The organism is Pseudomonas sp. HLS-6 TE3448, assembly GCF_053629555.1.
The window spans coordinates 3250996-3273758 of sequence record NZ_JBRJIO010000001.1; the positions used below are offsets into that span (position 1 = coordinate 3250996).

Genomic DNA, 22763 nt, shown 5'->3' on the forward strand with positions numbered 1-22763 from the left:
GGTACATTCTTCAACGTTCTCAGCAACATCGAGAGCGGGTTTAAAGCCCAGTCGGGGCGTAGCGCAGCCCGGTAGCGCACTTGCATGGGGTGCAAGGGGTCGAGTGTTCGAATCACTCCGTCCCGACCAATATTCCTGAGTAAAATCAGACACTTAAGCCGATCAGCTGGATCGGCTTTTTTGTGCCTGCGCAAAACCCGCGCAAAACTGGCGCAAAACTATTGGGCGATTTCGCCAATATCCAAGTCGGCTTCGACCTCAGACCAGACCACATCGGCATGGTCCTTCTGATAGTTCCTGGTCATACCTTCCGTGGTGTGTCCGGCGATCTTTTGTCCGTCCTTACCGGCGCGCTTGTACAGGTGCAGTGAGAGGGCGCGAACCTCATGAAACCCCGGCATCTCCTCCTCTTTGAAGTCGCCGTAGCATCCCGCTGCATCCCTCGCATCCTTGAAGGCCCTGGTGAGAAAGCGCTCATCAACCTTCGTCCAATGATCTTTCCCCTCCCGTTTTTTCTTCCGCTCAGGCCGCCGATGTATCAGGTATGGCGACAGAATGTCGTCCCGGCATCTGGCCAGCACTTCATTGAGCTGACTGGTGACCTTGATCTTCAGCCAGCCCGCGTCGGAAGCCTTCTCCGTTTTGTTCTGCACCACATACAGGAAGCCGTCCCGAACGTCCTCGAACTTCATGTCGAGAATGTCGCCACGTCGTTGTGCGGTGATCAGCGCTAGGTCGATAGCGTTTTGGAGCCAGCGTGGCGACTTTTCGCGGATCGCCTTGAGGCCTTCAACGGTATGGCGCTTGCGCTGTTTCTTCTCGATTTTCGGTATGGTGCTTGCGGCTGGATTGTCCGGGCATAGGCCTTTCGCTGCCGCATGATTGAACACATCGATCAGGATTGCCCGGGCCTGGTTGCTGGCGCGGGCTGTCAGTGGCTCAAGGAACTCAGCGACCATCCTGATGGTGATTTGATCTATCGGGCGCTCACCCAGTGCGGCACGAACCTGCTTGAAGCGGACTGCGTAAAGGTCCAGCGTGGCCTTGGCGAGCTCCCTCGGCGGCAGAACATCGCGCTCGTATGTTTCGAGGAACTCGGTGACGGTGACGCTTGTTTCGCCCAGCACGGTGGCCACAAGGTCAGCGCCGCGCAAGAAGGTAGCGTTTAGCTGGTGCGCGGCATCAATTGCCTTGCCGCGATCAGCGCCAAACTGAAACCACTTCCCATCCGTGGGGCGGCGATAACGGTAGGTGCCCCGGCGCTGATCGAAGTAGAGATTGATCGGCAGGCCTTTGTTGGCCTTGTTCCTGGGGCGCGGGACCATCAGGCAGCTCCTTTCAGTACCATGTCTACCAGGTTGTTGCCGGTCATCCGCTGGTAAGCGGCCCAGTCAACGTACCAGATGTTGCCAACTCGTTCCCCCGGGATCTTCCGGTTTCGCAGGTGGTTGCGAATTGCCTGAGAGCAAAGTGGCGTTCCATTCTCTCCCCACTTTCGGCGTTGAAATTCGCTGATCTTGATTAGTTCTTTCTTCATATTGGGCTCCACGCCGCGCATGGCGGCAGAGGTGGGGAGTGTTAGTAGTCGGTGCTGGAGCTTGAGCTGCTATCGCTCGAGCCGGATGGGCTGCAGCTATCGCTCGACGAGTAGCTGCTGCCGCTGTCATGCCCGCCAGAACTGTGGCTCGAGCAGCTGTTGTGGGATCGGGGTGGCTCGTAACTGTCGACCTGGTTGACCGGGTTCAGTGGACTGAACGGGCTCAGGGGGTTGAGCGGGTCAAGCATCGGGTCTGGTCTTCCGGCAGTCGGGCTATGGCCAGCGGTATAGGCGGTTGATGCTGATGCAGAGGGTGTCGGGCGCTGCGGCTTTGCCTTGCGACGAAACAGGCGGCTCAGGAAATTGGGCATAGCTCATCCTCGCCCGCCTATCGGCAGGCTTGAGTTGTTGTAGGGGGAGGGGTTACTGAATCTTGCCGGTTAGGCGCTCGCGCCATGTCAGGCGCCGGGGTAGGTGCTCACGGTCATCCACCTCGACCACTACATAGGCTGTGCGGTCGAAGGCGGCATCACGTCGCGCCGCAAGAAGGCACGCTTCGTCATCAGCAGCTTCATGACTGGTTGCGTTTAGCTCGTGCACGTTGAAGCCGTTGCTATGGACGTGCCATCCGTGGATCACAGCGATGAACCTGCTCATAGCCTCGGCCCCTTCCAGATCAGATAGGCCATGTAGGTGAGGGCGATCATGGCTGGGCCTCCTGCTGCACACCAAGCTCTCCAAGCACCTCGGTGGCGATGGCAAAACCGGGGGTTCCCAGCGGGCATTCCTTGATGATGCGGTTCAGTCCATCGATCAGGTCGCGAGCCGTTCCGATCATCATGTCGGCGTCGGCGTCCATATCCAGGCCGAGGGCTTCGCCAATGCTGCCGATGGAGACGCAGGCATCCAACAGCATGCGCTTGCTGCGCTCGGCATCCTTGCGCAGCGCCTCGTTCTCGGCCTTGAGTTGGTCGTAGGCCGAGGCCATCACGACCTCTGGGCCATGCGGGTCATAGCCGATCCAGCCGCCGCTCTCTGAAACCATCTGGACGACCTTGTAGCGGTGGACTTCTGTCATGACATCAGCTCCTTCGGCACCTGGACTGTGTTACCGGTGATCTTGGTTATGACGGCTCTGCAGATCGCCACGAGTGGGCTCGGGCCCATCAGCCAGTCGGTTGGCTCATTCGGCCTGCTGGGGTAGGCGGTCCAGCCGCCCAGCGCTGGGCCATCACCTATCTGGTGCTTTATTTTCAACGGACCGCCAAGCGCCCAGCTCTCTTGCGGGTTGTACCGCTCGCGCCGTTCGGTTGCTTCGCCGCGATAGTTCACGAACACCCTGGCCGGCGCGCCGTAGTGCGGCTTGGCCACATGCACATCCAGCCTCTCGGCCTTGGCGACCGCCCAGGCCAGCCCCTCGCCGACTAGGTCTGCCGTCTTTACTTCGATAAGTTCGGTCATGGCTTCACCACCCTCAGTTTGTTCCGGTCAACCTCGGGCAAACCCTGGATAACCGCCTCAAGGACGGCGCGCGCTGCATCGCTCCCGATGTCTGCACACATGGTCCCGGCGGCCGCTGCAATGAATCCGGCATATGCCTGGCCCTTTTCCCTGTATCCGTGGAAGCCATCGAGCCTCGTCGCTTCATCAAAGGCTGGGAGCAGCAGCGTCCAAAGGTTCTGCCCATATTCCATGGCTTTAGTCACAGCAAATACCTCTCTTCATTCCAGAGCGCTGGCGCCTGTGTAGGGGTAGGGGTGTCTTTTCCGCGCGGGGAGAGCTGGCGCTGGTTGCCGGCCACTTGCGGCAGCCAGACCTTCACGCAGCTGATGGCGTTGTTGCCCAGCGAGTTCATGGCGTAGCAGACGACGCCGCGGGGCTTGTCCTCGAAGGACCAGACGCCTGACGGCAGTTCGGTTGCGCTGGCGCCGGTGGCCAGCAGCAGGAGGAAGAGGGCGAGGCGGGTCATCAGCAGTCCACCCAGTTGAGCTCTTTGATGTAGTCGCCGCCGGCGCACAAGTGCTCGTCGTTGATCGCTTCCAGATCCTTGATGTCTGCCAGGGCAGCCTTTGCACGTTCCATCGCCAGCTCGGCGTGGCTCAGCTGGTGGCGCTTGCGGGCCTTGTAGCTTCGCAGCGCCTCTTCTTTGTCGGGGTAGGCGAACCGGCGCCAAGAGTCTTTCGAGACGCGCTTGGCATTACTCCAGACCTTCCCGGTGGCTTGCTGCCGCGCCATGGCATATCCCTCGCTGCCTTCGGGCACAAGCCAGTAGCAGTGCTCGCTTTCGCGGATCACCACGTAGCGCCGGCACACGATCGTGACGCCTTCGGGGCCGATGGAATCGATGTAACGGAAGTGGTCTGGCCAGGCTGTTTGGTTTTCTTCAGACATGACTTCGTCCTTGCCGCCATATCGCGGCAGTGAATAGAGGGGAGAGGGGTATTTCGAGGTGGAGTACAAATGTACTCTTTGGTCAGTTTGGCTTGGTGTCGGCGTTCAGGGAGTCATGGAAAGCAATCACCGCTCGATTGTATGCAGCTGAACCCTGCACGCTCATGCCGATGATCCGCAGCAGCTCTCGCGCCGAGTGCTCCTGCTCGGCCAGTTTGGCGCGTAGCCTGTCTCGCTCTGATTCCACGGATTTGAGTTTGGTCTGAAGGCTCAGTGCAATCTGGCTTGGCCGCTCAGCCTCGCCAGCGTCGGCGTGGATGTAGAGTAGGAATGTCCCACCTTTCTCCCGGCACTCCTTCAGCCATCCAGGCTTTACGAAGTCGACAGCGTATTCGCCATCGCCGTCCAGCAGCTTTTCGCATTCCAGGCGCATGACCGGCTCGCCCTTGTGCTGTCCAGGATGCAGCGGTAGCCGCCCGCGGCACGCATCGCATGCATGAATATGCCGATTCTCGACGTCGCTCAGCAGGCCGCTTCCATGCCAAGGATGGTGATCAGGGACGATCCCGCAGTAGTCGCACTGTGGGTATTCGCTGGACTCACCCTGGTGCTGCTCGGCTGGCTGAGCCAGGGCCATGATGTGCGTCCTGCCGCCGATATAGTGCCAGTCGATTTTCCATCCGGTGACACCGGACAGGCTTTGACAGATCGTCTCTGCCGCGTGCTTTGGCACGTCGCCAACTAGGCAGACGCTCACGCCGTTCTTGAATACGTCATCTGAGCATGGCGGCAGTTGGTCTGTGGCTATCTCGGTGTTGCTGGATCGGTTTTCTGTGGGCATGGGGATACCTATTGGTCAGCTACAATTAACGATTCATGGGTAGGGAATGGCTATGACTACTTACGCGGTGACTGCGGCTAGGTACGACGAAGGCAAACAGCTTGTCGCGCTTCAGGGACAGGAAACGCACGGCTCTCCGGCCGCCTTAACTGAGCTTTCGAACAACGTGCGCGACTTTTCTGTTTCGGAAGTACTGCGGTTGATTAAGGAAGGGGACAGCTTCCACCCTTTTTTCCGATCGGAAGGAGTCCTAGCTGGTTCAATAGTCCCTGATGGAAACGGGTCGCTGACAGAGGACCGGTGCGTGCCAGGAAGACAAATTTCCGATCTTCCTAGATTCTGAAGGCGAAGATCACGCGGCTTTCAGCAGCGCTTCTATCACTCTCTGACCTGCCAGCGGCGGTACTGCGTTCCCGGCCATGTGCATGGTCAGCCGGTGGTTGTCCGGACGCAGGGTGTCAGCCGGGAACGACATCGCGGCCAGCGCCTCGCTGGCGCTGAGCATCCGCATTCGGTTGCCATCGACCAGTGCCCAGCGGTCCAGGGTAGTGATGGTGCCGATTGGACGGTTGATGTCGCGCCCAGTGGTGCCAGAGCCTTTGCCGTAGTAGGGCATGATGAACCGCTCTCCGAAGCGCTCGCGACCGTTGCGCACTCTGTCCAGGGTGGCTTGGGCCCGGCCCGGCTTGTTGATCGGTGACCAGCGCCCGGCATCGAAGTCGAGGAAGCTGGCGGCCGGTACGTGCTGGCGCTTGTGAAGCTCGAGCATCAACGGCGCTTTGCTGCGAGTTAGGACCAAGAACAGTCGCACGCGATGCTGCGGCACGCCCAAGTCGGCACAGTCAACGACATGCGGTGCGACCTGGTACCCCAGCGCTTGAACTGCCGCAACCCACGCCGGGTACAACGCCCAGTCGGTGAACTCTTCTACGTTCTCCACCAGCCCCGCTTCCGGCCGGTGAAACTCCAAAGCGGATACCACCGCCCAGGCTGTTGAGCGCGACGAGTCGTGCTGCGGGTTGCCGGACTTCTTGCCCCGGGCCTTCGAGTGGCCTTGGCAACATGGAGAGGCCAGCAGCAGGTCGTGTGCAGGCACCTGCTCCCATCGAGCCTGATGCAGATCTTGGCAGACGTGCTCGGCATGCGGGTGGTTGGCTGAGTGCCACTTCACGGCTTCAGGCCAGTGGTTGGCCGCCCAGAGAACCTGGACGCCTGCGGCGCGCGCGCCTGTGCTCCATCCGCCGAGGCCGGCGAACAGGTCGATTGCTGTGGTCATGATGGTCTCGCTGTAGAGGTCAACTGCCGAACAGGCTGAATTGGCTGATCGATCGTTGGCATGCAGGGTTTAGCCAGAGGCATTCGGTGCGGGAGGCTGTGCCACGGCCTGCGGAAATGCGCGCTGAGGTGGTGTGCCTTGTCCAGCCGGACAGGGTGTCGTCGTAAAGCTCGCTGGGGTAGCCGGATAGCGCGACCATTCCTTCTAGCTCGAGCAAGGAGGTGAGCAGCTCGCTGTGCTGCTGGTCGTTCATCTCGTGCCGGTAGTACCGCCCGCTTGCCGCGCTCTTGTATCTGGTCTCATGGACGTATGGCGGGTCCACGTAGTGCAGCGTCGTCCTGGCGTCGTGCGCCTGCATAACCTCGATCGCGGGCCGGTTTTCGATAAGGACGCCGGTGAGGCGCTGGCCGATCGCGGCGATCGACTCCGGATACTCGAGCCAGAGTGACTGGGCAGTTCCGTATTCGCGCTTGGTGTCGATTCGGAATCCAGTGATGCCTTTGGTGGCACCGGCGGAGCCAAAGCCCATTTGCGCCCTGATGATGGTCCGGCGTGCGCGCTCGACGGGCTCTTCAGCAGGCTCCCAGGCCCGCTCGAATTCCTGCCTCGCATATGGAGTCAGGACCACCGCCTCAAACAGCGCTGTGCGCTTCTTCGGATCCTGCAGCACGCGAAACAAGTTCACTATGTCTCCGTCCAGGTCGTTGTACACCTCGGCGTAGGAGCGTGGCTTCTGCATCAGGACGCCGGCGGCGCCGCCGAAGGGCTCAACGTAGCAGGTGTGCCGTGGGAAGTACTGGGTGACCCACGACGCCAGTCGGAACTTGGAGCCGTGGTACCGGATCACCGGCGCTGTGATGGTCATGGAATACTCCATTGCAGGCGCCGCCCTCGCCGGGGTGGCGTGATTCGTTGAAGTGGTCTATTTGTTTCTGACCCGGCAATGGGCCGGGCCAAGGAGGGAGGCATGGACAAAGCGAAACGCAACAGGATCGTCGCCAAAGCTTCTGGACTTACTGAAGGCGAGGTTGACTCATACCTTGCTGAGGTGATTGAGCGGCCGGACGGCTCATGGCTCGTATATTTCGGCCAAGAGGTCGAGCGCGACCGCGAGGCAGCCGCCAAGCTTCCGGCATCGAAGACCATTGAGGTATCGAAGGAGGAGGTCTGCGGCGGGGGCGGGTACGATCACGATAACGGCTGAAGCGCTTGCTGGCAGCGCTCGATGGTCAGGCTGCTGCGCGGACCTTGAAGGTGAGCATTGCCGTCGCGTCGTCGTTGAAGCACTCGGCAAGCTCTTGATAGGCCCGGTACTTGGCCTGGCTACGAGTGGCTGCCCATATGCGCCGCACGTAGTGGCGCGCATCGCCAAGCATGTACCTCACGTCATCCCAGTCATACAGCCCGTTGGTGAGCACTTCCCACTGCTTGAGCGGTAGCGTCTCGGCCATTTCGCCGTACTGCATCTCCCAGGTGGGGTGGTAGTTGCGGATGCGCTTCTTCGGGTCGCTGTCGAGGATGACACCGATGTAATGCCCGCGGTCGGCGATGATTACGCCAGGCTCGCCATTGGCGATCACGCGGCGCCCGATCTCGGCTGGCACGTTGTAGTGTCGCCGCACGTAGTCGCAGTTGTAGTTGCTCATGGCTTTCTCCGCGCATGCGCCGCCCTCCGTGGCCGGATGCGGCATGGTGGCAAATTGGGTTGAGATGGTGTTTGATGATCGCCACTTAGGATTTGGAGGTTCAAAAGTGGGACCAGAAGTGGCATCCGAAGATCAGTTGGAACTACTTCGGAGGTGGGCGGGCTGCCCTGATGAATTTGCCAATACTGATAGGGATACTGCCGCGGCCATGTATCGGACGCTCTTTCGCCTCGGCGTCCGTAACATCGAGGCGTGGCAGATTCTGAATTACCTAAGAGGCGAACTGCCATTGAGCTCCAAGCATTTCGACCAGATTCAGGATGTCTTTATGTGCGAATCGTCCTCTGATCGGGAGGCTGTTAGAAGCAAGTATCAGCAGGCTTAGGCCGCGCTGCGCTTGAGCTGATCAATCAGCTGCGTCGGCAGGTTGTTGATGGTCAGGCTGCGGTTGTCCTGGTCGAACTCGATGCGCGAGCCAAGCAGGTGTGCCTCGAAGCTGATCGACATACCCTCGGCCCGGCCGGTGTAGCGCCGGAACTGGTTGAGGGTGCGCTTGTCAGCCGGGATCTCAGGCGAGAGGCCATAGTCCTTGTTGCGGATGTGGTCGTAGAAAGCCTTGGGGCGATCCTCATCGATCAAGCCGGACAGTTCCTCCAGGCTGATCGGCTCACCCATCTTGGTCTGGGCGGTGGCGTAATCGACCAAGGTCATGGTTTTCTCGCGAGCCGACTCCTCGTGCAGATCTTCGCTTTCCACGAAGTCGCTGAAAGCCTTGAGCAGGGTGCGGGTCTCGCCCGGGCCGTCGATGCCTTCCTGACAGCCGATGAAGTCGCGGAAGTAGTCGTTCGACTTGCGCCCATTCTTGCCCTTGATGAACGAGATGTACTGCTTTGATGCCGAGTTGCTGCGCCACTCGCTCAGGTTGATGCGCGCAGCTAAGGATAGAGTGCCGGTATCCAGATGACGGGAGGTTGCTACGCCGAGGTCGGTGGTGACCGCTATCGTCTCGACTTGCTGCAGGATGGCGACCGTCAGGTAGTCCGTGAGGCCTTGGGTATAGAAGGCGAAAAGGACATGCCCACCAACGGACAGATTGGATTCCTCCATCAGCTTGGTCAGGTGCTCGGCGGCGATGCGGGTGAAGTCGATGAACTCCATGTCACCGTTGACGAACTTGCCCAGCCAGCCGCTCAGCGGGTAAGCGCCGGATTCGCCGTGGAAGAAGCCCCAGGCCTTGCCCGTCTTGGCGTTGTAGCTGTCGTTCACGTCATGCAGCAGGTTTTCGATGGCCTGCGTCTCCGGCAGGCTATCGGTGGCCAGGTGCAGGACCGCAGGGCTTCCGTCGGGCTTCTTGTCGATCTGGTGAATAACTGCGCGGCGAATGGGCATAGGTGTTCCTCCGTGGCCGGCTGGCGGCATGGTGGCAATTTGGTTTGGGATGGGGTATTACGGATCGCTAGAACAGGCGGGAGATGGTGCCCAGCCGGATAACGAAATCAAAAGAAGGAATTTGAGCGTGATAAAGCGCTGTATACGTTTGGTGGGTGTGGCGCTATTGGCTTGCGGCGTTACCGCTTGCTCGACTATCGATGGGCTAGAGCCTACCGACAAAGGCATAACGGTAGAGGTGGCTCACAAGCCTTATGCCGAGGTATGGAAGTCATCGGTTAATGCTATGAGCACCAATATGGCTATTGTCGAAATGGATAAATCAGCGGGGGTGATAAAGTCTGAAGTGCCTGCCGGAATGGCAACATGGGGAGAGGTTGTTGGGCTGTTCATCACTCCTACAGCAAAAATCTCCGATAGCTACAAGATCCACATCGTGAGTAAGACTCGTTCAACCTATCAACTGACGGGGCAGAACTGGGCTCCATCGGTAGCAGCTCGCATACAGGCTGACCTGGATACTGAGTGACTGACATTAGCGGCACTACACGTCGCTGCAGATACGAAGTGATTCACTTTCCCTGAACATCTCAAGCTTCTGCGCCACAGCCGGTGACACCGTGATTTCGTGGCGCGGAGGTGTCAACAGCGGCACCGCGCCGCGCGGACCCAGCGCATGCAGGTGATGAATCATCAGCGTCATCGCCTCGCCCTGTTCCTCGATCCCGGCCCACTCCATCAGTTCCAGCAGGGCCTGCTTAGTCCCTGGTCGAACCTTCAAGCGCAGGTCTTCTTCCTGAAGCTTGGCGGCCTTCAAGCGGCGGCGCTCGTCGCGCTGCTGCGGCGTCATCGCCATACACCACCTCCTTTAATCCGCTAGGCGGCATGTGAACATGCAGCTGCCGACGGCGCTGCTGCGTGAGCTTGTGGATGGGTTTCATGGGTGGCACACCTCAATGGGCGTTTTCTTCGTCAAGCCAGAAGGCATAACCACCAGTAGACGCTTGTTTCCGCGATACACGCCCCATGGCTGACCAGTGGACGTGGCCATGGCCGCCGCGTACTTAACGGCGGGCACTGGCAGGGAGATTGTGGCGATCATGGCTACGCTCCGGCGAGACAATGCAGCGGTGCGAAGGGAATATCGTCGTCGAAGCTGTCGTAGTCCGGACCATTGGTGCCTTGCTGGCTTTGCTGGGGCGCTTGTTGTCGGGGCTGCTGGCGATTCTGCTGCTGCCGAGGTTGCTGATGTTGCTGGTTGGCCTGCTGACCCTGCTGGGGAGGGCTGCCTGCGAACTTGATGATGATCACCCGCCCAGTGAGCTTCACGCCCTGCGAGCCATCTCCCTTGGTGTAGGTTTCGACGTGGGCATCGTCGATGGTGAAGTGCACTTGCTGTCCTTTGAGCAGGTAAGGCGCCATCGCCTCGGCCTGCTTGCCCCAGATAGTTGCGTCTACCCACTGGGTAGGGCGCTTCCCGTCTTGACCGAAGGGGTCGCCGTTTGGCGTGAAGCGCAGTTCGGCGTCTCGACCGATGCGGCCGATGTCGGTAAGAGTAGGCATCGTGATTCCTTGAGTTATGCGGCCAGGCCGAGCACCTTGTGCATGCGCTCGTCGAGGATTTCATAGAAGGTTTTCACCCGTTCGGTGAGCTTGCGGATCATGGCTTCGTCGCGGTACACGCGTTTGACGAAGAGCGGCATGCCGGGCCAGTAGCTGATGAAGTCCAGCCACTCGCGCTCGGAGACCCTCAGGCCGCCCTGGCACTGGGCTACGTGTTCCTTTGGAACCTCACCGGCCAGAATCACGCCGACCTGAAACTTGGGCAGCTTGGTCTTGATCTCGGTGAGGCCGTCGTCGCCGACCAGAGCGTCAGGCGAGTACCCGATGCCGTGGTTCAGGATGATCCCTACTGAACGAGTCTTGAGGCTTTCGCGATCCTCATACAGGTTGCGAGCAACACCCTCCAGCTCATGGCCGCGAATGGTTGCCTTGGTCTGGAAAGGGATCTCGGCGGCCTCTTCGGTGATGCGCTCACCGATCAGCTGATCCATGTAGGTGAAGGCCGCTACGCCGAAGCCCGCTTCACCCTTGCCGCTGACCAGCAGACAGTCCAGTTCGGAGCAGGTGATGATGCCCAGTCGCAGGGCCAGCCATTCCGGTGTGCCTTGCTCGATGTCAGTGATGATCTGCATTTGAATCTCCCTCGCTTGCTGCGGCGTTTTGGCTGGCCGACTTGGTAAGCATCCCAAGCACCTGGTCGAATGAGGCTTTCTCAACCGCTGATGGAGTGCCATGGATATTGGCGAACGCAGCCTTGGCTTTTTCGCTGCAGCGTTCCAGCAGCATGGCTAGCTGGGCGGCCTGTACTGAGGTCACGCGCGGGGTTATGACCGCGCCGTTTCCGTCGTCGTCCTCACCGGTGGTGGTGAAGTTGAGCAGAGCACCAGCGGTGTAGCGCTTCCCGTAGCTCACGCTGGAGGCCACGGCCTGTACGCCGTTCTTGCTGCCGGTGGTGTCGGCCGGAAGGACCAAGGAGGTGGTTTCACGATGTCCGGCGCGGTGGCTCAGGACGCCTTCGACCTCGATGCCACGCTCGTTGCGTGGAGTGCGGAAGGACAGGGCGAATCCATGTCGGGCAAGGACCGGCTTGATCATCTCGTTGATGTCTTCCCAGAGTGCGTAGGTGCTTTGGATACGGCCGTTCTTGTCCTTGATGCCTCCGCGCTCGCCGATAACCGGCAGTTCTTCCTGCATCGCGGCCAGGGCCTCGTCGAACTGCTGCTTGGCCTGTAGGGCCTGAATGTTTTGGTGCATGACCATCAGGCGTTCCATCTTGTCGATGTCTGCCGTTGGCGACATTGCGACCTGCTGGATGATCTGCAGGATGGTCACCGACTCGGCGGCGATCACTGGGGTGTTGGTCTGTTCGACCCGGGTGACTTGGCTCATGGCGACCTCAGTAGGAGATGGAAATGTTGGGGATCTGGCGCTTGGCGATCAGCGTCACCGCTTGCCGTGCGCCTTCCTCGGTCATGCCGCCAGTGACGAAAGCGTCCAGTGCGGCGCGGTTGATCTTGGCTTTGTGCGCCTTGTCGCGTTCGCGGGCCTCTTGCTGGCGCAGGATCTCGGCGGCAGCAGCATCGGCGCGGCGGCGCTCGTCCTGGCGGGCCTGCTCGGCAGCCTCTTCAGCACGGCGGGCGGCGGCCTGGCGCTCTTGCTCTGCACGCTGTTCAGCCGCAAGGCGGTCTGCTTCGGCCTGTGCTGCGGCGCGTTCGGCCTGCTCGGCCTGTAGCTTCAACTCAAGCTCCCGGCGGTCGGCGGCTGCCTTGGCTTCCTGTTCTCGGCGTAGGGCGGCTTCGCGCTCAGCCTGGGCTTTCTGATCAGCTTCGATCCTGGCACGCTCAGCAGCTTCCCGAGCAATACGTTCCTCCCGGTCTTTCTGCTCGCGGGCTTCAGCCTCGGCGCGCAGTCGGGTCAGCTCTGCCTGCTCAGCTTCGTACTGCTGTCTGGTAGCCAGGGCAGCGGTCAGCACCTTCAGCGCATCGTCCTTGGCACGGGCGGCTTCCGCCTCAAACTCTTCCCATGCCTCGCCCAGCTCAACGCCGGACAGCTCGGCGATCCGGCCTTTAAGCTGCTGTGCGTCCAAGGTGCCCAGTTCGACGGCCTGGCCCTTCATGCGGGTAATGGCGTCAGTGTGGCGGTCAATCCGGGCATCCGCTTGCGCTCGGCGTCGATCTTCTTTGGGATTTCCTTCAGCTCGGCGACCAGGTCTTTGCCGACGTTGTCGAGGGCAGTCTTGGACCGGGCAACCTTGTAGGCGATTGATGCGATAGCCTCACGACCTTTGCGGGTTGTGACGTCAGGCACGAAGGAGTCGATCTCTTCGCGGATCTTTTGCAGGTATGGGTCCAGGCCGTTTGCTACCTGGTACACCTGTAAGGCGGTTTCTTTCGGAGGCACGACGGCCAGTTCAGTTTGTGCGGACACGGGAATCCTTGCCGCGAATCTCGCAGCGATTGAAGTGGTGGATTACTGAGTGATGGCGCTGGCCAGAGTGCTCAGCAGCATCCAGCCAGTGAAGAAGGAGAGGGCGAGGAAGCTTCCGCGCCAGTGGGCGATGCGGCGGGCGCGCTGTTCGGTGGTCACGCTGCGTCGTCCTCTCGCTGCGCAAAGCGATCCAAAGCAGAGTCGGCTGCAAGCTCTTCGGCGCGGGCCCGTCCGTACTCGTTTGCCCAAGGGCGAATCAGGGCCTCCGCAACATCGTGCAGAGCTGTAGGGTGCTGGCCAAGCGCTTCGCACGTGAGATCGTAGGCTTTGCCGTGGACGCGGCGATCATCTACTGTGAGCCAGAAGCTAACGTGCGAGGTGTTACCGTCTGCGGTGGACTGGCCGACTTTAGTGTTGAGCTAATGCGTGGCTATGCATCAAATACTAATATTAAGAGCGTTGTTATGAAAGGCGCTCAGCGTGGTTATATCGCACTTGATGCAACGGGGCATGGCCAAGGGTTTGATCGTCGCGGATTTATAATGGCGGACGGTAGCTATCAGATGGATGGTAACAGGACTATTCCGAGTTCGGCAGTATCTCTAAAAGGTACTGGTGGGTTTTATGCTATTGATGGGTTTGTGTCGTACGGTAGCTCGGGTCATGGGGTTGAAGTTGAATCTATCGATGCGTGCGTTTCTAATACGCTCATTCATAATGCAAGCCAGTTTACTGATGCAACGTATTCGGTTTACTACATAGGTAGCAGCTCTGCTAGGGTTACATTTGCTGGATGTGTAGAGTACAAGCAGGGCGTGCAAACAGCACCTGCTAATAAAGCCAAATACGCAGTTGAGAATTTTGGTGCAGGTACACGCTTTTCCACGCAGGTTAACCAGTTTGGCCTGCTGGCAGCTTCATCTTATTTTATCCAAAGCGGCAAAGTTTCGTTTGGGCCAGATCCACGCATTCAAGCAAGACGCACAGCATACGCAGATACTGTTCCCACCACAGGAACTTGGACAGCAGGTGATCGGGTTGTAAGAGAGACCCCGCTTATCGGCTCTCCGAAAGCGTGGGTCTGTACAGTAGGAGGAACCCCGGGTACCTGGGTAAGCGAAGGGGTTTTGTAATAGCTGGTGAAAAAAATCTTCGTCAATTTCTGATGAATGTTGACATTTCAATGTGTTTTAACAACAATGCCGCGATTGAAAGTAAAGTAAGGGGTATAGGTTGTGCAGCGATCAAAGCTTGAATCACTAACATTTTTAAGGTTTATCGCTGCAGCAATTGTTGTCATTTTTCACTTTGGGAGGGGTACGGAAGTTTACAAGGCTTTGCCTGCTATATTTTCGTCTGGTCCCATTATGGTGACGTTCTTTTTCGTCTTATCAGGTTTTGTGATTTCAATTTCACATGTTGGTCGTGATATGCCTGTGGGTGAGTTTTATTTGAATAGGCTGGCTCGTATTGCTCCAATATATATCCTTGCTCTTGCGGCGTTTGTTTTTGCTTATAATGGTCCGTACTTTACTACTGGTGTAATACTCTCTGCGGGATTTTTGCAGGCCTGGTTTCCACCATTCCCGCTTTCGGCTAATGCGCCGGGATGGTCAATATCAGTAGAGATGTTTTTCTATGCGATAAGTCCGCTGCTGTTGATTGTGGCTAACGTTGGCGAAAAAAAATCGTATGCTAAATGGCTTTTTGCAGGGGTTGTTTTCTGGATTGGTACGCAGTTTGTGTTGGCGCAACTGAATAGGTCGCCATTCTATGCGGGATATCCATCGGTGTCTCATGATCTTATTTATTACTTTCCTGTATCTCATCTTTGTAGCTTTATTCTTGGTTTTGCAGGCGGCATGGCGTATAGAAATAATTTTCTAATTGGATTGTCTGGGTGGAAGGCGCTTATACTGTTTTTCATATCCTTGATGGTGGCGTCTTACATTGCAGGGAATGCAAGGTTTTTGAATGATGCATTTGGAGTTAATTTCGCGTTTGGTGGTAGTTTCTATGCTGCTATTTTCCTTCCTGTAATCTACTTCTGCGTATTGTCTGATAAGTTGCTTTCAAAGGTTCTTGCGCTGCCATTTTTGGTTTTGCTTGGTGAGGCGAGTTATTCGCTATATATTCTTCAAAAACCTGCTTACGTATACTTTGATAGGGCGCTTGCTGGGGTCCAGTTTTCTGGGGCGGATACGAAGTTTTATTGTTTTTTTCTGTTTTTGATTATTGCTTCGATTGTTTCGTATTTGGTTATTGAAAAGCCGGTTGTGATGCTGGCTAAAAAGGCTGTGCGGATGGTTTCTGAAAGGCGTTCGGAAATTTTCCCGTCAGTAGGATGATTAAACTTTTTGCGGCTTTTTAGTGTTGCTGTTGTCACCGCGTAAAATTTTTTAGTGGAGTTTACACAGGCATCATAGCCTCTACATTTTCTGTAGCTCCCCTCCCCAATGCCCGCCCAGTCGCGGGCTTTTTTTCGCCTGGAGACAACCATGGCCAAGATTTCCGACTCTCTGGCGGGCAGCAAGAATGCGCTCGCCTTCCTCGACATGCTGGCGTGGTCGGAGGGTACCTCGACCAGCAAGTACACACGCAACGATGGCTATGACGTAATTGTCGGCGGCCTCAACAGCCCGAACACGTTCACCAACTATGCCGACCATCCTGGCGTTCTGGTGACCGTGAACACGAAAGGGCTGAAGTCGACCGCTGCAGGGCGGTATCAGCAGCTCCAGCGCTACTGGCCGCACTATCGTGATTTGCTAAAGCTGCCGGACTTCGGGCCCGTCAGCCAAGACAAGCTGGCATTGCAACTGATCAAGGAGCGTGGCGCGCTGGCGGACGTACATGCCGGCCGCATCGAATCAGCCATCTCAAAGTGCAGGAACATTTGGGCAAGCCTGCCAGGCGCTGGCTACAAACAGCATGAGCGCAAGCTGGACGACCTGATCGCCCACTACATTGCCGCTGGCGGTAGGCTGGCATGAAGTGATTGGGGCTGCGCGTAGTTGTTCCCATTGTTTTGCTGGCCTTGCTGATCTGACTTGCGCTTGGAGGGCTGGGGGCGTGGAAGTGGCAGGCCAATAGCTACGACAAGCAGTTGGCCAAGCAGGACGAAGACTTCCAGCGCGAGCGCAACGAAGCCTCTGTGGCCGTGCTCGACTGGCAGCGGGACGAACAGATAAAGCGCCGAGCGCTTGAAGACCGCCTGCAGGCGAATGACAAAACCCACTACAAGGAACTGCTCGATGCGCAACAACTTCAGGATCGCTTGCGTGACCGCCTTGCTACCGCTGATTTGCGGCTGTCAGTCCTACTCTCCGCCCCCGCCAACACCACGAGTGGTAGCGGTGGGGTGCGAGAAGCCTCCGGCCCCAGCGGTGTGGTTCATGGAAGCACGCGAGCCGAACTTGACCCAGCGCATGCTCAACGAATTGTCGCCATCACCGGAGACGGCGACCAAGGATTGATTGCGCTGCAGGCGTGCCAGGCGTTTGTACGCGAAGGCATGCAGTGAGCAGAGCTGGTGAAAAGCTATTTAGCAGAACCCTACAACTTGATGCTATCGATACTTTTGGGTGAGGTGCAAATTCAAGGTAATCTGAGCTGGAGGCTGGCTCACAATTGAAGTGATGGAGCTTAATTGTTTGTAAATTAAACTCCATTTTAGGTTTGGCTCAATTTACTTCTTGATATTTTTGTAGCAATATGTGCCGGGCGCCTCCATTTTTTGACCCACAGCTAAAGCATGAAGATGAAGATGATTCGCCTGAGCCCATCGCGCTATGGCAGCTGTATTTACTTCTCCCGTCATTATAAACAACAGTCCAGCAGATGTTAGCAGTTGAAGAGCCATTGTTGGTCATTATTACATACCCGGAACCGCCATTATCATAAGAGCATGCACTCATCGAGACGGGGTATGCCGCGTGCGTCCATGACTCGCACTGATCGGCATGGGCAGTTGCAACTGCCGCCATTAATGATAGGGCGCCTAGTACAAGTTTTTTCATGTTGATTTCTCTAAGTTAAAACGCGTGCTTATTATTGGTTTCGCATGCAGTTAGCTTGCAGCGTATCGGCATAGCTTCTATGAGCTGAATATTTTCTCAAGTAGGCAGCGTCTCATAGCCCTCTGGGCACCCGTAGCGTACCCTGATTTGTCTCAGATTTTGTAGCAGTAAATGACGGATCTTGACTGAATTTAGTCATTGAAGGCTGGAGCTGAATTAAATGTTCCTTGGGAGGAAAAGGGGCGTATCACTTGCTGGCAGGCGATGCCAGTCGATACGGCACGTCCTTTGCCATTGCTCCGAAGACAACGATCACGCCGATGATAATCGCCAGAATTTCAAATCCCCGCATAGGTATCCCTCCCTATACAGCGCAGCCAAGCGCCATGATGTTCTGGTTGAGGCGATAGAGAAGGGAGCGGGGATCGTTTGTCATGGCGGTTCCTCCAGTGTGAAGGAAAGCTCAGAAGGCAGGGAATGCAACCAGATCGCTCAGATCATACTCAGAGGCATACATTAAATTGGCGGCCGCATTTTCTGCCGTCTTGTGTCCTCACTGACCGACAAGAACCGGCGCGTCGTAAAACCGCTGCGCACGCCAGACCTTAAGTTTGGCCGTAGAGCCAATAGCTGATCGTCCAACGGCCAGGCGAAAATCAGTTGCATCCTCTATTGGGTTGTCGTTGACGGCTACAACGACATCGCCTCGTGAAAGCCCTGCCTTTTCCGCATTGCTGCCAGGTGACGCACCTTCAATCCATACCCCCGTGGCCGGAATCTTAAGCTGAGGCGCTTTGACTGGATCAACTGTGTCAATGATCGCCCCTATACGGCCTAGTAGCGGTGACAGAGGTGGGCAGTTTTTCCCTTGGAATACTTGTGACACTGCAGATTTCTTGGCATCTCCCACTTGCTTGGCCATGGGGTTAGGTGAGGCTATAAGCTGATCAGATTCAGACAGCGATAGATGTAAGTAGTCGCATGATCGGCTTTGGTACTTCGTAACTGTTTCTTTGGCCACAAGATCCGCTAATGTCGACCCTTGCACTGATTTGGTTGCGATTGCTGAGGCAGATGTAGCTGGGGCTGTGACGGACGCCGATGGGAGGGCGTTAGGAGTAGTTGTTTCCGCACTATCTGAAATGGTCGATGCTACGGCCATAGAGCCGACAGCGGCCGCACCAATGGCGGCCATTGTCCCTGTGTCAACTCCGGCGCCGCCAAGCAATGAGCCTGCCATGGCAAGCTCAGTCATCCCGCCATCGGAAGCGCAACCGCTTATGCCTGCAAAGCAGTAGGCGAAGGCGAAATAGCGAGCTGTCTTCGAGACGTATAAAAGCATTGAGATCCCCAGGCTGTTAGATAGCACGCATCCGTACCGAACGGGATCATGGCTATTTGCCTCGATTTTGTATACAGCCAAATGTGGGCACAACAAGGGCGGGGGTTCGCTGCGTGAAGGGCAGGCGGTGTAGAAGGGGGCAAAGCGGAAACAATGAGCCCGGCACTTGGCCAGTCTCTCTGTAGACGGGGCCAAATCCCTTTGGCTGAGCTCATTGTGTTCTGACGGTGTTACGAACGGATGACAGGGCAGTGAAAAACCCATAGAGACTGGCTTACTTCGTTTGGTAGTTGCCCGTTGCTGGGTCGGCTGTGGAGACCGGCTCGACGCTTACTTCTACCGCCTCACTCTCGGTATGGCTCAGGCAGCTCCGTTGCCTCGCAAGGGGTCTTGGCCCGAACAATGAGACCCAAGTGGGTTTCCTCTGGATACCCGGCAAGCCTTTCCTCGCCGTCCTGAAAGGTGCGGCACATTGGCAATCAATGACTATGCTATGGCGTACCCACAAAGCGCTGTGCCTTGGTATCCGTCGTGTTGTTCTCTCAGCTATCACATGGAAGAGTAAACCTATGAAGCCAATCCGTTCCTTTGCCTGCACTGTTGTTCTTGCTTCCATCATGTCCGCTACCAGCTTTACGGCCCTTGCTGCCGATGTGCCGTTGGGCGGTAGTGCGATAGAAGGCCATGTGGTGACGCATGTGCTGGCCGTTGATGCGGCGAATTATCAGGTCACTATTGAAGGCGCCGACAAAAAACCAGTGACTATCCAGCTAACGGATCAAGCCAAGGCTTTGCACAACTTGAAGGTCGGCGACAACGTTGACATAACTGTTGTTCGCTCAATCGCCTACGTGCTCGACACCAATGTTGGGGGTGCGCCAGGTGTCAGCAATGAATCAATGACCACCCGCGCCGCCAAGGACAATCCTCATCCGGGTGGTGAGGCGGTTCGCCGGGTCAAGGTGACGTCGAAGATCACTCACATTGACTTGAAAAAACATGAAGTGACCTTGCTGCCTCCTGAAGGAAAAGTGACAGTCCTCAAGGTTGAGGATCCCGAACTCCAGGCCCGAATGAAGAACCTCAAGGTCGGTCAGACGGTCAATGTCATTTACACCGAAGTACTGAAGGTTAAAACCTCGCGCTAGCCGTGCAGGCTGACAGGCATAGGCCTGGACGCAGCAGTATGTGCGTGCCCGTACCGGACGAGGTACTCACCGGCGTGATACCTGCGTCTGGTTACGGCCTGAGTTTTTGGCAATGTAAAGCGCTTTGTCGACTCGCTCGATCAGATCCGGTAATGCTTCGTCAGGCTGGAGCTCACCCAATCCAATCGACAGGGTAATACAGCCCGCGTGTTCATGTTGGTTGTGCTGAATGGCCTTTCGGCAGCGTTCAGCCAGCGGCAGTGATTGGTCCAGGTCGCAGCCACTGAAAATAAGCAGGAACTCCTCGCCACCCCAGCGTATGACGCTGTCGTTAGCCCTTAGTGCACCAATCATGCTGCGCGACACCGCTTTTAGGACCGTGTCGCCGGCAGTGTGTCCCCAGGTGTCGTTGACGTGTTTGAAGTGGTCAATGTCGGCCAGTGCGATCGACATGGGCAGCTTGCTACCACGAGACTGCATGTAGGCCTTTTCCAGTGCCAACTCTCCGGCTGCTCGGGTTAGTGCGCCGGTCAGCCCGTCGAAGCGCACCATTTCACGAAACATCTGCTCTTCGAGTATACGAGTGGTCAGGTCGCGAAAAATGCTCACGTAATGGGTGATGTTGTCGGCCTGGTCAGTGAGAGGGGTTATTGTCTCGTCACAGTAAATCAGTTCGTTGTTCTTGCTGCGATTAACAAAGGTGCCTTTGTAGGAGCGGCCCTTTTTCAGGGTCTCCCACATGTCTTTATAGAATTCAGGGTCTTGTTCCCCAGACTTGAGCATGTTCGGATTGCGGCCGAGCACCTCCGTCAGCCCGTACCCGGTGATCTTTTCGAAGCCTTTGTTGACGAATTCGATGGTGCCACTGGCATCCGTGATAACGACGCCATCATCGGTTGCATTAAGTACGTGGGCGAACAGCTGGGTCGTATTTTGGGCAGCCATCAGGCTGCTGATGTCCTGCTGTATCGAAATGAAATGCGTGATTTCGCCAGCCGTGTTGTGTACTGGGGAAATATTCCACTCAACGGTGTAAGGGCGTCCATTCTTGCGGTAGTTGATTGTCGAGCCTTGAAAATGGGTGCCATCCCGCAGGCACTGGCGCAGCCGATCAATCACCTCGGGATTGGTCGCGGGGCCTTGGAGTATACGAGCGTTACGTCCCAGTAACTCATCTTCGCGGTAGCCAGTCATTCGCAGGAAAGCTTGATTAGCGTAGAGAATACGATGCTCGCCTTCGTCAGCGTCTGTCAGTAAAACGGCATTGAATGACTGATCAAGTGCAAGTGCAATCACGCTCGGATCGATGTGACTGGCAATGGTTTTCATACGCGGGGAACACTCCCTGTGTGAGCCGGAGCTCGATGGTGGCAGGTTGTTGTTGCTGATGCAAAATGACGCAGTCGCCTGGGTACGGTCGATTGCAGCGGGCTGATAGGCTATTGCGCTCCAGTAATGACCTGGATAATCGATTTTTCACCTCAACATCTGCTCCATAATGGTCAGTACCGGCCCGCGGGAGTCAGTTGCTGATACCATGTTCGCAGCTTCAATCGGGTGCCCGAGCTCAGGCTGCATCAAACGCTGGTGGGGTAGTCTTGGATGAATCTCTTGCTCAGTCGTTGAAGCTAATCGGCACCGCCCAGCAGTTCTCTAATCCGGGTACGGCGTCTGTTGTCTGGTATTTTCCTTGGGGCATGTCATGAATGATTTTGAAAGTGCGTCCATAAGAGCGCTGGCCTTTCTGCGTCGCACGCTAGGCTTCCAGCTGTGCATGGTGACCCGAACCGAGGGCAACGACTGGACGGTATTGCACAGTGACGACCGGGGTTATGGTGTCGTTCCTGGCGACGTCTTCAATTGGGACGACTCCTTCTGCAGTGAGATGGTCAAGGGGCTTGGGCCAAACATTGCCTCGGACTCAAGCCAGGTCCCTGCTTATGCCGCTGCCGAAATAGGCCGGAAAATACCGATCGGAGCCTACATTGGCGTGCCGCTTCTGCTTGCGGATGGACGCTTGTTTGGGACGTTGTGCGGTATCGATCCTCAGTCCAGGCCCGATAGCATTTCCGCGCATCAGGAACTGATTGAGCTGGTGGGCGAAATGCTCAGCACGATTCTGCAGATGGAGCTCAGGGTCGACGAAGAAGAGAGGCGGGCAGAGCGTTATCAGGCTCAAGCGCTCACAGATGCATTGACGGGGGTCTACAACCGTGCGGGATGGGTTCAGCTTCTTGCCAAGGAAGAAGCGCGCTACCAGCGTTATCGCCAGTCCTCTGTTGTGATCGTCGTCGATTTAGACGAGCTGAAGGCCATTAACGACCGTGATGGTCATGCCGCCGGCGATGTGCTGATCAAGCGTGCAGCGTTTGCATTGCAGAAGGCGTCAAGGGCTGAGGACATTGTCGCAAGGCTGGGGGGCGATGAGTTCGGCATCATTGGCGTCAACTGTGACTGGGGTGGCGGTCTGGCGCTGTGCGAGAGGATCAAGGAAGCGCTTGAAGAGGAAGGCATCAAGGCTTCCTATGGGCTTGCAGTGACCAACAAGACTGTCCGTATCTCCGAGGCGCTGACGATTGCAGACCGTGCAATGTATGAGCAAAAGCGCCAGCGCAAGTCTGCTGATGCCGAACGGCTTCAGGGTATGCACGGCGTGTAACAGCCTTATCCTGGGGCGTGCGCGCGCAAGGCGCGGCACGCTCAGTGCATTAGCTCAAACGCTTCAGGAAGTGATGGCAGGCAATCTGATAGTGGCGCTGCATGTAGAGCCGATGAGCCGCGCCCCTGTCAGTTCCAACACCGGAGTCCAGGTGAACGGCTGAACAGCCCAGGCGTTCTGCTTCTGCCTCCACCCAGGCAAGTAGCTCTGAACCGAAACCTTTTCCGCGCCATTGCGGGAGTGTTGCAATGTCGACGACGTAAAGCGACTTTCCTAACCAGAGGGAGTGCTGGATGCGATAACCCAATACACAGACTGCATTGGGCGACTCATCGGTCCAAAGTCCGATCAGGTTGTAGCCATTCGGACGAAGAAACTCATCAACCTGAGTAACAATTTCAGTCGCAGAGTATCGCGGCCATAACTCGCATAGGGCCGCCGCAGCCATCGCTGTTTCACCGGCACTTACGGTTTTGATTGTGAAGGACATAAGTGTCTCCGTGGCTGTCCATGCAATTTGACGGT

The 22763-nt window shown here is 57.0% G+C and carries 29 protein-coding genes, 1 tRNA gene and 1 pseudogene; 9 read left to right on the top strand and 22 right to left on the bottom strand.

Translation table 11 applies throughout. From position 1 onward, the window contains the following. Positions 1-52: 52 nt before the first annotated feature. A tRNA-Pro gene (locus AB7M23_RS15095) sits at positions 53-129 on the top strand. An 89-nt stretch (positions 130-218) separates the two neighbouring features. Here the strand turns inward: AB7M23_RS15095 and AB7M23_RS15100 are convergent. The 12 genes from AB7M23_RS15100 to AB7M23_RS15155 all read right to left on the bottom strand — a co-directional run bounded on the left by AB7M23_RS15100 (position 219) and on the right by AB7M23_RS15155 (position 6910). Continuing rightward, a complete protein-coding gene (locus AB7M23_RS15100) occupies positions 219-1325 on the bottom strand; it encodes a tyrosine-type recombinase/integrase (RefSeq protein WP_454241186.1) in 1107 nt (368 codons plus the stop codon). Next, positions 1325-1537: a hypothetical protein gene (locus AB7M23_RS15105; protein ID WP_102053734.1), complete on the bottom strand. Its 213-nt coding sequence runs from the start codon at positions 1535-1537 to the stop codon at positions 1325-1327. The genes AB7M23_RS15100 and AB7M23_RS15105 overlap by 1 nt, the downstream gene beginning before the upstream one ends. A gap of 41 nt (positions 1538-1578) precedes the next feature. Next, positions 1579-1908 carry a hypothetical protein gene (locus AB7M23_RS15110; RefSeq protein WP_454241187.1) on the bottom strand — a complete coding sequence of 110 codons (330 nt, stop codon included), beginning with the start codon at positions 1906-1908 and terminating at the stop codon, positions 1579-1581. Positions 1909-1960: 52 nt separating this feature from the next. Further along, positions 1961-2194: a hypothetical protein gene (locus tag AB7M23_RS15115; RefSeq protein WP_102051626.1), complete on the bottom strand. Its 234-nt coding sequence runs from the start codon at positions 2192-2194 to the stop codon at positions 1961-1963. A 46-nt stretch (positions 2195-2240) separates the two neighbouring features. After that, the gene (locus tag AB7M23_RS15120; protein WP_102053731.1) at positions 2241-2615 is read right to left on the bottom strand and encodes a hypothetical protein; all 375 of its coding nucleotides are present in this window, start codon (positions 2613-2615) and stop codon (positions 2241-2243) included. Continuing rightward, positions 2612-2998 carry a phage protein NinX family protein gene (locus tag AB7M23_RS15125; protein ID WP_454241188.1) on the bottom strand — a complete coding sequence of 129 codons (387 nt, stop codon included), beginning with the start codon at positions 2996-2998 and terminating at the stop codon, positions 2612-2614. Before AB7M23_RS15125 ends, AB7M23_RS15120 begins: the two co-directional genes overlap by 4 nt. Continuing rightward, the gene (locus AB7M23_RS15130) at positions 2995-3243 is read right to left on the bottom strand and encodes a hypothetical protein (protein WP_454241189.1); all 249 of its coding nucleotides are present in this window, start codon (positions 3241-3243) and stop codon (positions 2995-2997) included. The genes AB7M23_RS15125 and AB7M23_RS15130 overlap by 4 nt, the downstream gene beginning before the upstream one ends. Beyond that, the gene (locus AB7M23_RS15135) at positions 3240-3506 is read right to left on the bottom strand and encodes a hypothetical protein (RefSeq protein ID WP_454241190.1); all 267 of its coding nucleotides are present in this window, start codon (positions 3504-3506) and stop codon (positions 3240-3242) included. Before AB7M23_RS15135 ends, AB7M23_RS15130 begins: the two co-directional genes overlap by 4 nt. After that, positions 3506-3928: a hypothetical protein gene (locus tag AB7M23_RS15140; RefSeq protein ID WP_454241191.1), complete on the bottom strand. Its 423-nt coding sequence runs from the start codon at positions 3926-3928 to the stop codon at positions 3506-3508. Before AB7M23_RS15140 ends, AB7M23_RS15135 begins: the two co-directional genes overlap by 1 nt. Before the next feature lie 82 nt (positions 3929-4010). Beyond that, the gene (locus AB7M23_RS15145; protein WP_454241192.1) at positions 4011-4769 is read right to left on the bottom strand and encodes a hypothetical protein; all 759 of its coding nucleotides are present in this window, start codon (positions 4767-4769) and stop codon (positions 4011-4013) included. Between the two features lie 352 nt (positions 4770-5121). After that, positions 5122-6045 (bottom strand): DNA cytosine methyltransferase, encoded by a 924-nt coding sequence (locus AB7M23_RS15150; protein ID WP_454241193.1) that lies wholly within the window; start codon positions 6043-6045, stop codon positions 5122-5124. A gap of 19 nt (positions 6046-6064) precedes the next feature. Beyond that, positions 6065-6910, bottom strand: a complete 846-nt coding sequence (locus tag AB7M23_RS15155; protein WP_102053725.1) for a DNA adenine methylase — start codon at positions 6908-6910, stop codon at positions 6065-6067. A gap of 102 nt (positions 6911-7012) precedes the next feature. Here AB7M23_RS15155 and AB7M23_RS15160 point away from each other — a divergent pair, with 102 nt between their 5' ends. Then, complete coding sequence (locus AB7M23_RS15160) at positions 7013-7249, top strand: hypothetical protein (protein WP_102053724.1); 237 nt, start codon at positions 7013-7015, stop codon at positions 7247-7249. Between the two features lie 25 nt (positions 7250-7274). Here AB7M23_RS15160 and AB7M23_RS15165 read toward each other — a convergent pair whose 3' ends face one another. After that, on the bottom strand, positions 7275-7691 hold the full coding sequence (locus tag AB7M23_RS15165) for a hypothetical protein (protein WP_454241194.1): 417 nt from the start codon (positions 7689-7691) through the stop codon (positions 7275-7277). Between the two features lie 381 nt (positions 7692-8072). After that, complete coding sequence (gene yejK / locus AB7M23_RS15170; protein WP_454241195.1) at positions 8073-9080, bottom strand: nucleoid-associated protein YejK; 1008 nt, start codon at positions 9078-9080, stop codon at positions 8073-8075. On the opposite strand from yejK, the gene AB7M23_RS15175 reads away from it, so the two are divergent. Beyond that, on the top strand, positions 9073-9609 hold the full coding sequence (locus AB7M23_RS15175; protein ID WP_454241196.1) for a hypothetical protein: 537 nt from the start codon (positions 9073-9075) through the stop codon (positions 9607-9609). The genes yejK and AB7M23_RS15175 overlap by 8 nt on opposite strands. Positions 9610-9624: 15 nt before the next feature. On the opposite strand, the gene AB7M23_RS15180 is transcribed toward AB7M23_RS15175, so the two are convergent. The 5 genes and pseudogenes from AB7M23_RS15180 to AB7M23_RS15200 all read right to left on the bottom strand — a co-directional run bounded on the left by AB7M23_RS15180 (position 9625) and on the right by AB7M23_RS15200 (position 13070). Continuing rightward, positions 9625-9936 (bottom strand): hypothetical protein, encoded by a 312-nt coding sequence (locus AB7M23_RS15180; RefSeq protein ID WP_454241197.1) that lies wholly within the window; start codon positions 9934-9936, stop codon positions 9625-9627. Positions 9937-10184: 248 nt separating this feature from the next. Beyond that, complete coding sequence (locus tag AB7M23_RS15185; protein WP_454241198.1) at positions 10185-10643, bottom strand: single-stranded DNA-binding protein; 459 nt, start codon at positions 10641-10643, stop codon at positions 10185-10187. Between the two features lie 14 nt (positions 10644-10657). Further along, entirely contained in the window at positions 10658-11275 is a 618-nt protein-coding gene (locus AB7M23_RS15190) for a lambda exonuclease family protein (RefSeq protein ID WP_454241199.1), read from the bottom strand. Then, complete coding sequence (locus AB7M23_RS15195) at positions 11259-12032, bottom strand: ERF family protein (protein ID WP_454241200.1); 774 nt, start codon at positions 12030-12032, stop codon at positions 11259-11261. Before AB7M23_RS15195 ends, AB7M23_RS15190 begins: the two co-directional genes overlap by 17 nt. A gap of 7 nt (positions 12033-12039) precedes the next feature. Beyond that, a pseudogene (locus AB7M23_RS15200) lies at positions 12040-13070 on the bottom strand (hypothetical protein). A gap of 290 nt (positions 13071-13360) precedes the next feature. Here AB7M23_RS15200 and AB7M23_RS15205 point away from each other — a divergent pair. From AB7M23_RS15205 to AB7M23_RS15220, 4 genes are all read left to right on the top strand, one after another. Continuing rightward, positions 13361-14203 carry a hypothetical protein gene (locus AB7M23_RS15205; RefSeq protein WP_454241201.1) on the top strand — a complete coding sequence of 281 codons (843 nt, stop codon included), beginning with the start codon at positions 13361-13363 and terminating at the stop codon, positions 14201-14203. A 102-nt stretch (positions 14204-14305) separates the two neighbouring features. After that, positions 14306-15418, top strand: a complete 1113-nt coding sequence (locus AB7M23_RS15210; RefSeq protein WP_454241202.1) for an acyltransferase family protein — start codon at positions 14306-14308, stop codon at positions 15416-15418. 150 nt (positions 15419-15568) lie between these two features. Further along, a complete protein-coding gene (locus AB7M23_RS15215) occupies positions 15569-16063 on the top strand; it encodes a glycoside hydrolase family 24 protein (RefSeq protein ID WP_454241203.1) in 495 nt (164 codons plus the stop codon). 71 nt (positions 16064-16134) lie between these two features. Further along, a complete protein-coding gene (locus AB7M23_RS15220) occupies positions 16135-16593 on the top strand; it encodes a lysis protein (protein ID WP_454242179.1) in 459 nt (152 codons plus the stop codon). A gap of 1049 nt (positions 16594-17642) precedes the next feature. Here AB7M23_RS15220 and AB7M23_RS15225 read toward each other — a convergent pair. Further along, the gene (locus tag AB7M23_RS15225; protein ID WP_454241204.1) at positions 17643-18431 is read right to left on the bottom strand and encodes a PDZ domain-containing protein; all 789 of its coding nucleotides are present in this window, start codon (positions 18429-18431) and stop codon (positions 17643-17645) included. Positions 18432-19000: 569 nt separating this feature from the next. Between AB7M23_RS15225 and AB7M23_RS15230 the strand changes: the two genes are divergently transcribed. Continuing rightward, the gene (locus AB7M23_RS15230; RefSeq protein ID WP_454242180.1) at positions 19001-19579 is read left to right on the top strand and encodes a hypothetical protein; all 579 of its coding nucleotides are present in this window, start codon (positions 19001-19003) and stop codon (positions 19577-19579) included. Between the two features lie 66 nt (positions 19580-19645). Here AB7M23_RS15230 and AB7M23_RS15235 read toward each other — a convergent pair whose 3' ends face one another. Next, positions 19646-20908 carry a sensor domain-containing diguanylate cyclase gene (locus AB7M23_RS15235; RefSeq protein ID WP_065760824.1) on the bottom strand — a complete coding sequence of 421 codons (1263 nt, stop codon included), beginning with the start codon at positions 20906-20908 and terminating at the stop codon, positions 19646-19648. A gap of 373 nt (positions 20909-21281) precedes the next feature. On the opposite strand from AB7M23_RS15235, the gene AB7M23_RS15240 reads away from it, so the two are divergent. Then, entirely contained in the window at positions 21282-22238 is a 957-nt protein-coding gene (locus AB7M23_RS15240; protein WP_454241205.1) for a sensor domain-containing diguanylate cyclase, read from the top strand. 49 nt (positions 22239-22287) lie between these two features. On the opposite strand, the gene AB7M23_RS15245 is transcribed toward AB7M23_RS15240, so the two are convergent. Then, positions 22288-22728 (bottom strand): GNAT family N-acetyltransferase, encoded by a 441-nt coding sequence (locus AB7M23_RS15245; protein WP_454241206.1) that lies wholly within the window; start codon positions 22726-22728, stop codon positions 22288-22290. Positions 22729-22763: the final 35 nt, after the last annotated feature.

Coding starts and splice junctions, on each gene's coding strand:
- AB7M23_RS15225 (WP_454241204.1), bottom strand. CDS start 18,431: ATGCTTTTATACGTCTCGAAGACAGCTCGCTATTTCGCCTTCGCCTAC.
- AB7M23_RS15240 (WP_454241205.1), top strand. CDS start 21,282: ATGAATGATTTTGAAAGTGCGTCCATAAGAGCGCTGGCCTTTCTGCGT.
- AB7M23_RS15125 (WP_454241188.1), bottom strand. CDS start 2,998: ATGACCGAACTTATCGAAGTAAAGACGGCAGACCTAGTCGGCGAGGGG.
- AB7M23_RS15105 (WP_102053734.1), bottom strand. CDS start 1,537: ATGAAGAAAGAACTAATCAAGATCAGCGAATTTCAACGCCGAAAGTGG.
- AB7M23_RS15150 (WP_454241193.1), bottom strand. CDS start 6,045: ATGACCACAGCAATCGACCTGTTCGCCGGCCTCGGCGGATGGAGCACA.
- AB7M23_RS15185 (WP_454241198.1), bottom strand. CDS start 10,643: ATGCCTACTCTTACCGACATCGGCCGCATCGGTCGAGACGCCGAACTG.
- AB7M23_RS15190 (WP_454241199.1), bottom strand. CDS start 11,275: ATGCAGATCATCACTGACATCGAGCAAGGCACACCGGAATGGCTGGCC.
- AB7M23_RS15235 (WP_065760824.1), bottom strand. CDS start 20,908: ATGAAAACCATTGCCAGTCACATCGATCCGAGCGTGATTGCACTTGCA.
- AB7M23_RS15135 (WP_454241190.1), bottom strand. CDS start 3,506: ATGACCCGCCTCGCCCTCTTCCTCCTGCTGCTGGCCACCGGCGCCAGC.
- AB7M23_RS15120 (WP_102053731.1), bottom strand. CDS start 2,615: ATGACAGAAGTCCACCGCTACAAGGTCGTCCAGATGGTTTCAGAGAGC.
- AB7M23_RS15140 (WP_454241191.1), bottom strand. CDS start 3,928: ATGTCTGAAGAAAACCAAACAGCCTGGCCAGACCACTTCCGTTACATC.
- AB7M23_RS15110 (WP_454241187.1), bottom strand. CDS start 1,908: ATGCCCAATTTCCTGAGCCGCCTGTTTCGTCGCAAGGCAAAGCCGCAG.
- AB7M23_RS15180 (WP_454241197.1), bottom strand. CDS start 9,936: ATGGCGATGACGCCGCAGCAGCGCGACGAGCGCCGCCGCTTGAAGGCC.
- AB7M23_RS15155 (WP_102053725.1), bottom strand. CDS start 6,910: ATGACCATCACAGCGCCGGTGATCCGGTACCACGGCTCCAAGTTCCGA.
- AB7M23_RS15165 (WP_454241194.1), bottom strand. CDS start 7,691: ATGAGCAACTACAACTGCGACTACGTGCGGCGACACTACAACGTGCCA.
- AB7M23_RS15145 (WP_454241192.1), bottom strand. CDS start 4,769: ATGCCCACAGAAAACCGATCCAGCAACACCGAGATAGCCACAGACCAA.
- AB7M23_RS15100 (WP_454241186.1), bottom strand. CDS start 1,325: ATGGTCCCGCGCCCCAGGAACAAGGCCAACAAAGGCCTGCCGATCAAT.
- AB7M23_RS15115 (WP_102051626.1), bottom strand. CDS start 2,194: ATGAGCAGGTTCATCGCTGTGATCCACGGATGGCACGTCCATAGCAAC.
- AB7M23_RS15215 (WP_454241203.1), top strand. CDS start 15,569: ATGGCCAAGATTTCCGACTCTCTGGCGGGCAGCAAGAATGCGCTCGCC.
- AB7M23_RS15230 (WP_454242180.1), top strand. CDS start 19,001: ATGAAGCCAATCCGTTCCTTTGCCTGCACTGTTGTTCTTGCTTCCATC.
- AB7M23_RS15160 (WP_102053724.1), top strand. CDS start 7,013: ATGGACAAAGCGAAACGCAACAGGATCGTCGCCAAAGCTTCTGGACTT.
- AB7M23_RS15175 (WP_454241196.1), top strand. CDS start 9,073: ATGGGCATAGGTGTTCCTCCGTGGCCGGCTGGCGGCATGGTGGCAATT.
- AB7M23_RS15245 (WP_454241206.1), bottom strand. CDS start 22,728: ATGTCCTTCACAATCAAAACCGTAAGTGCCGGTGAAACAGCGATGGCT.
- yejK (WP_454241195.1), bottom strand. CDS start 9,080: ATGCCCATTCGCCGCGCAGTTATTCACCAGATCGACAAGAAGCCCGAC.
- AB7M23_RS15195 (WP_454241200.1), bottom strand. CDS start 12,032: ATGAGCCAAGTCACCCGGGTCGAACAGACCAACACCCCAGTGATCGCC.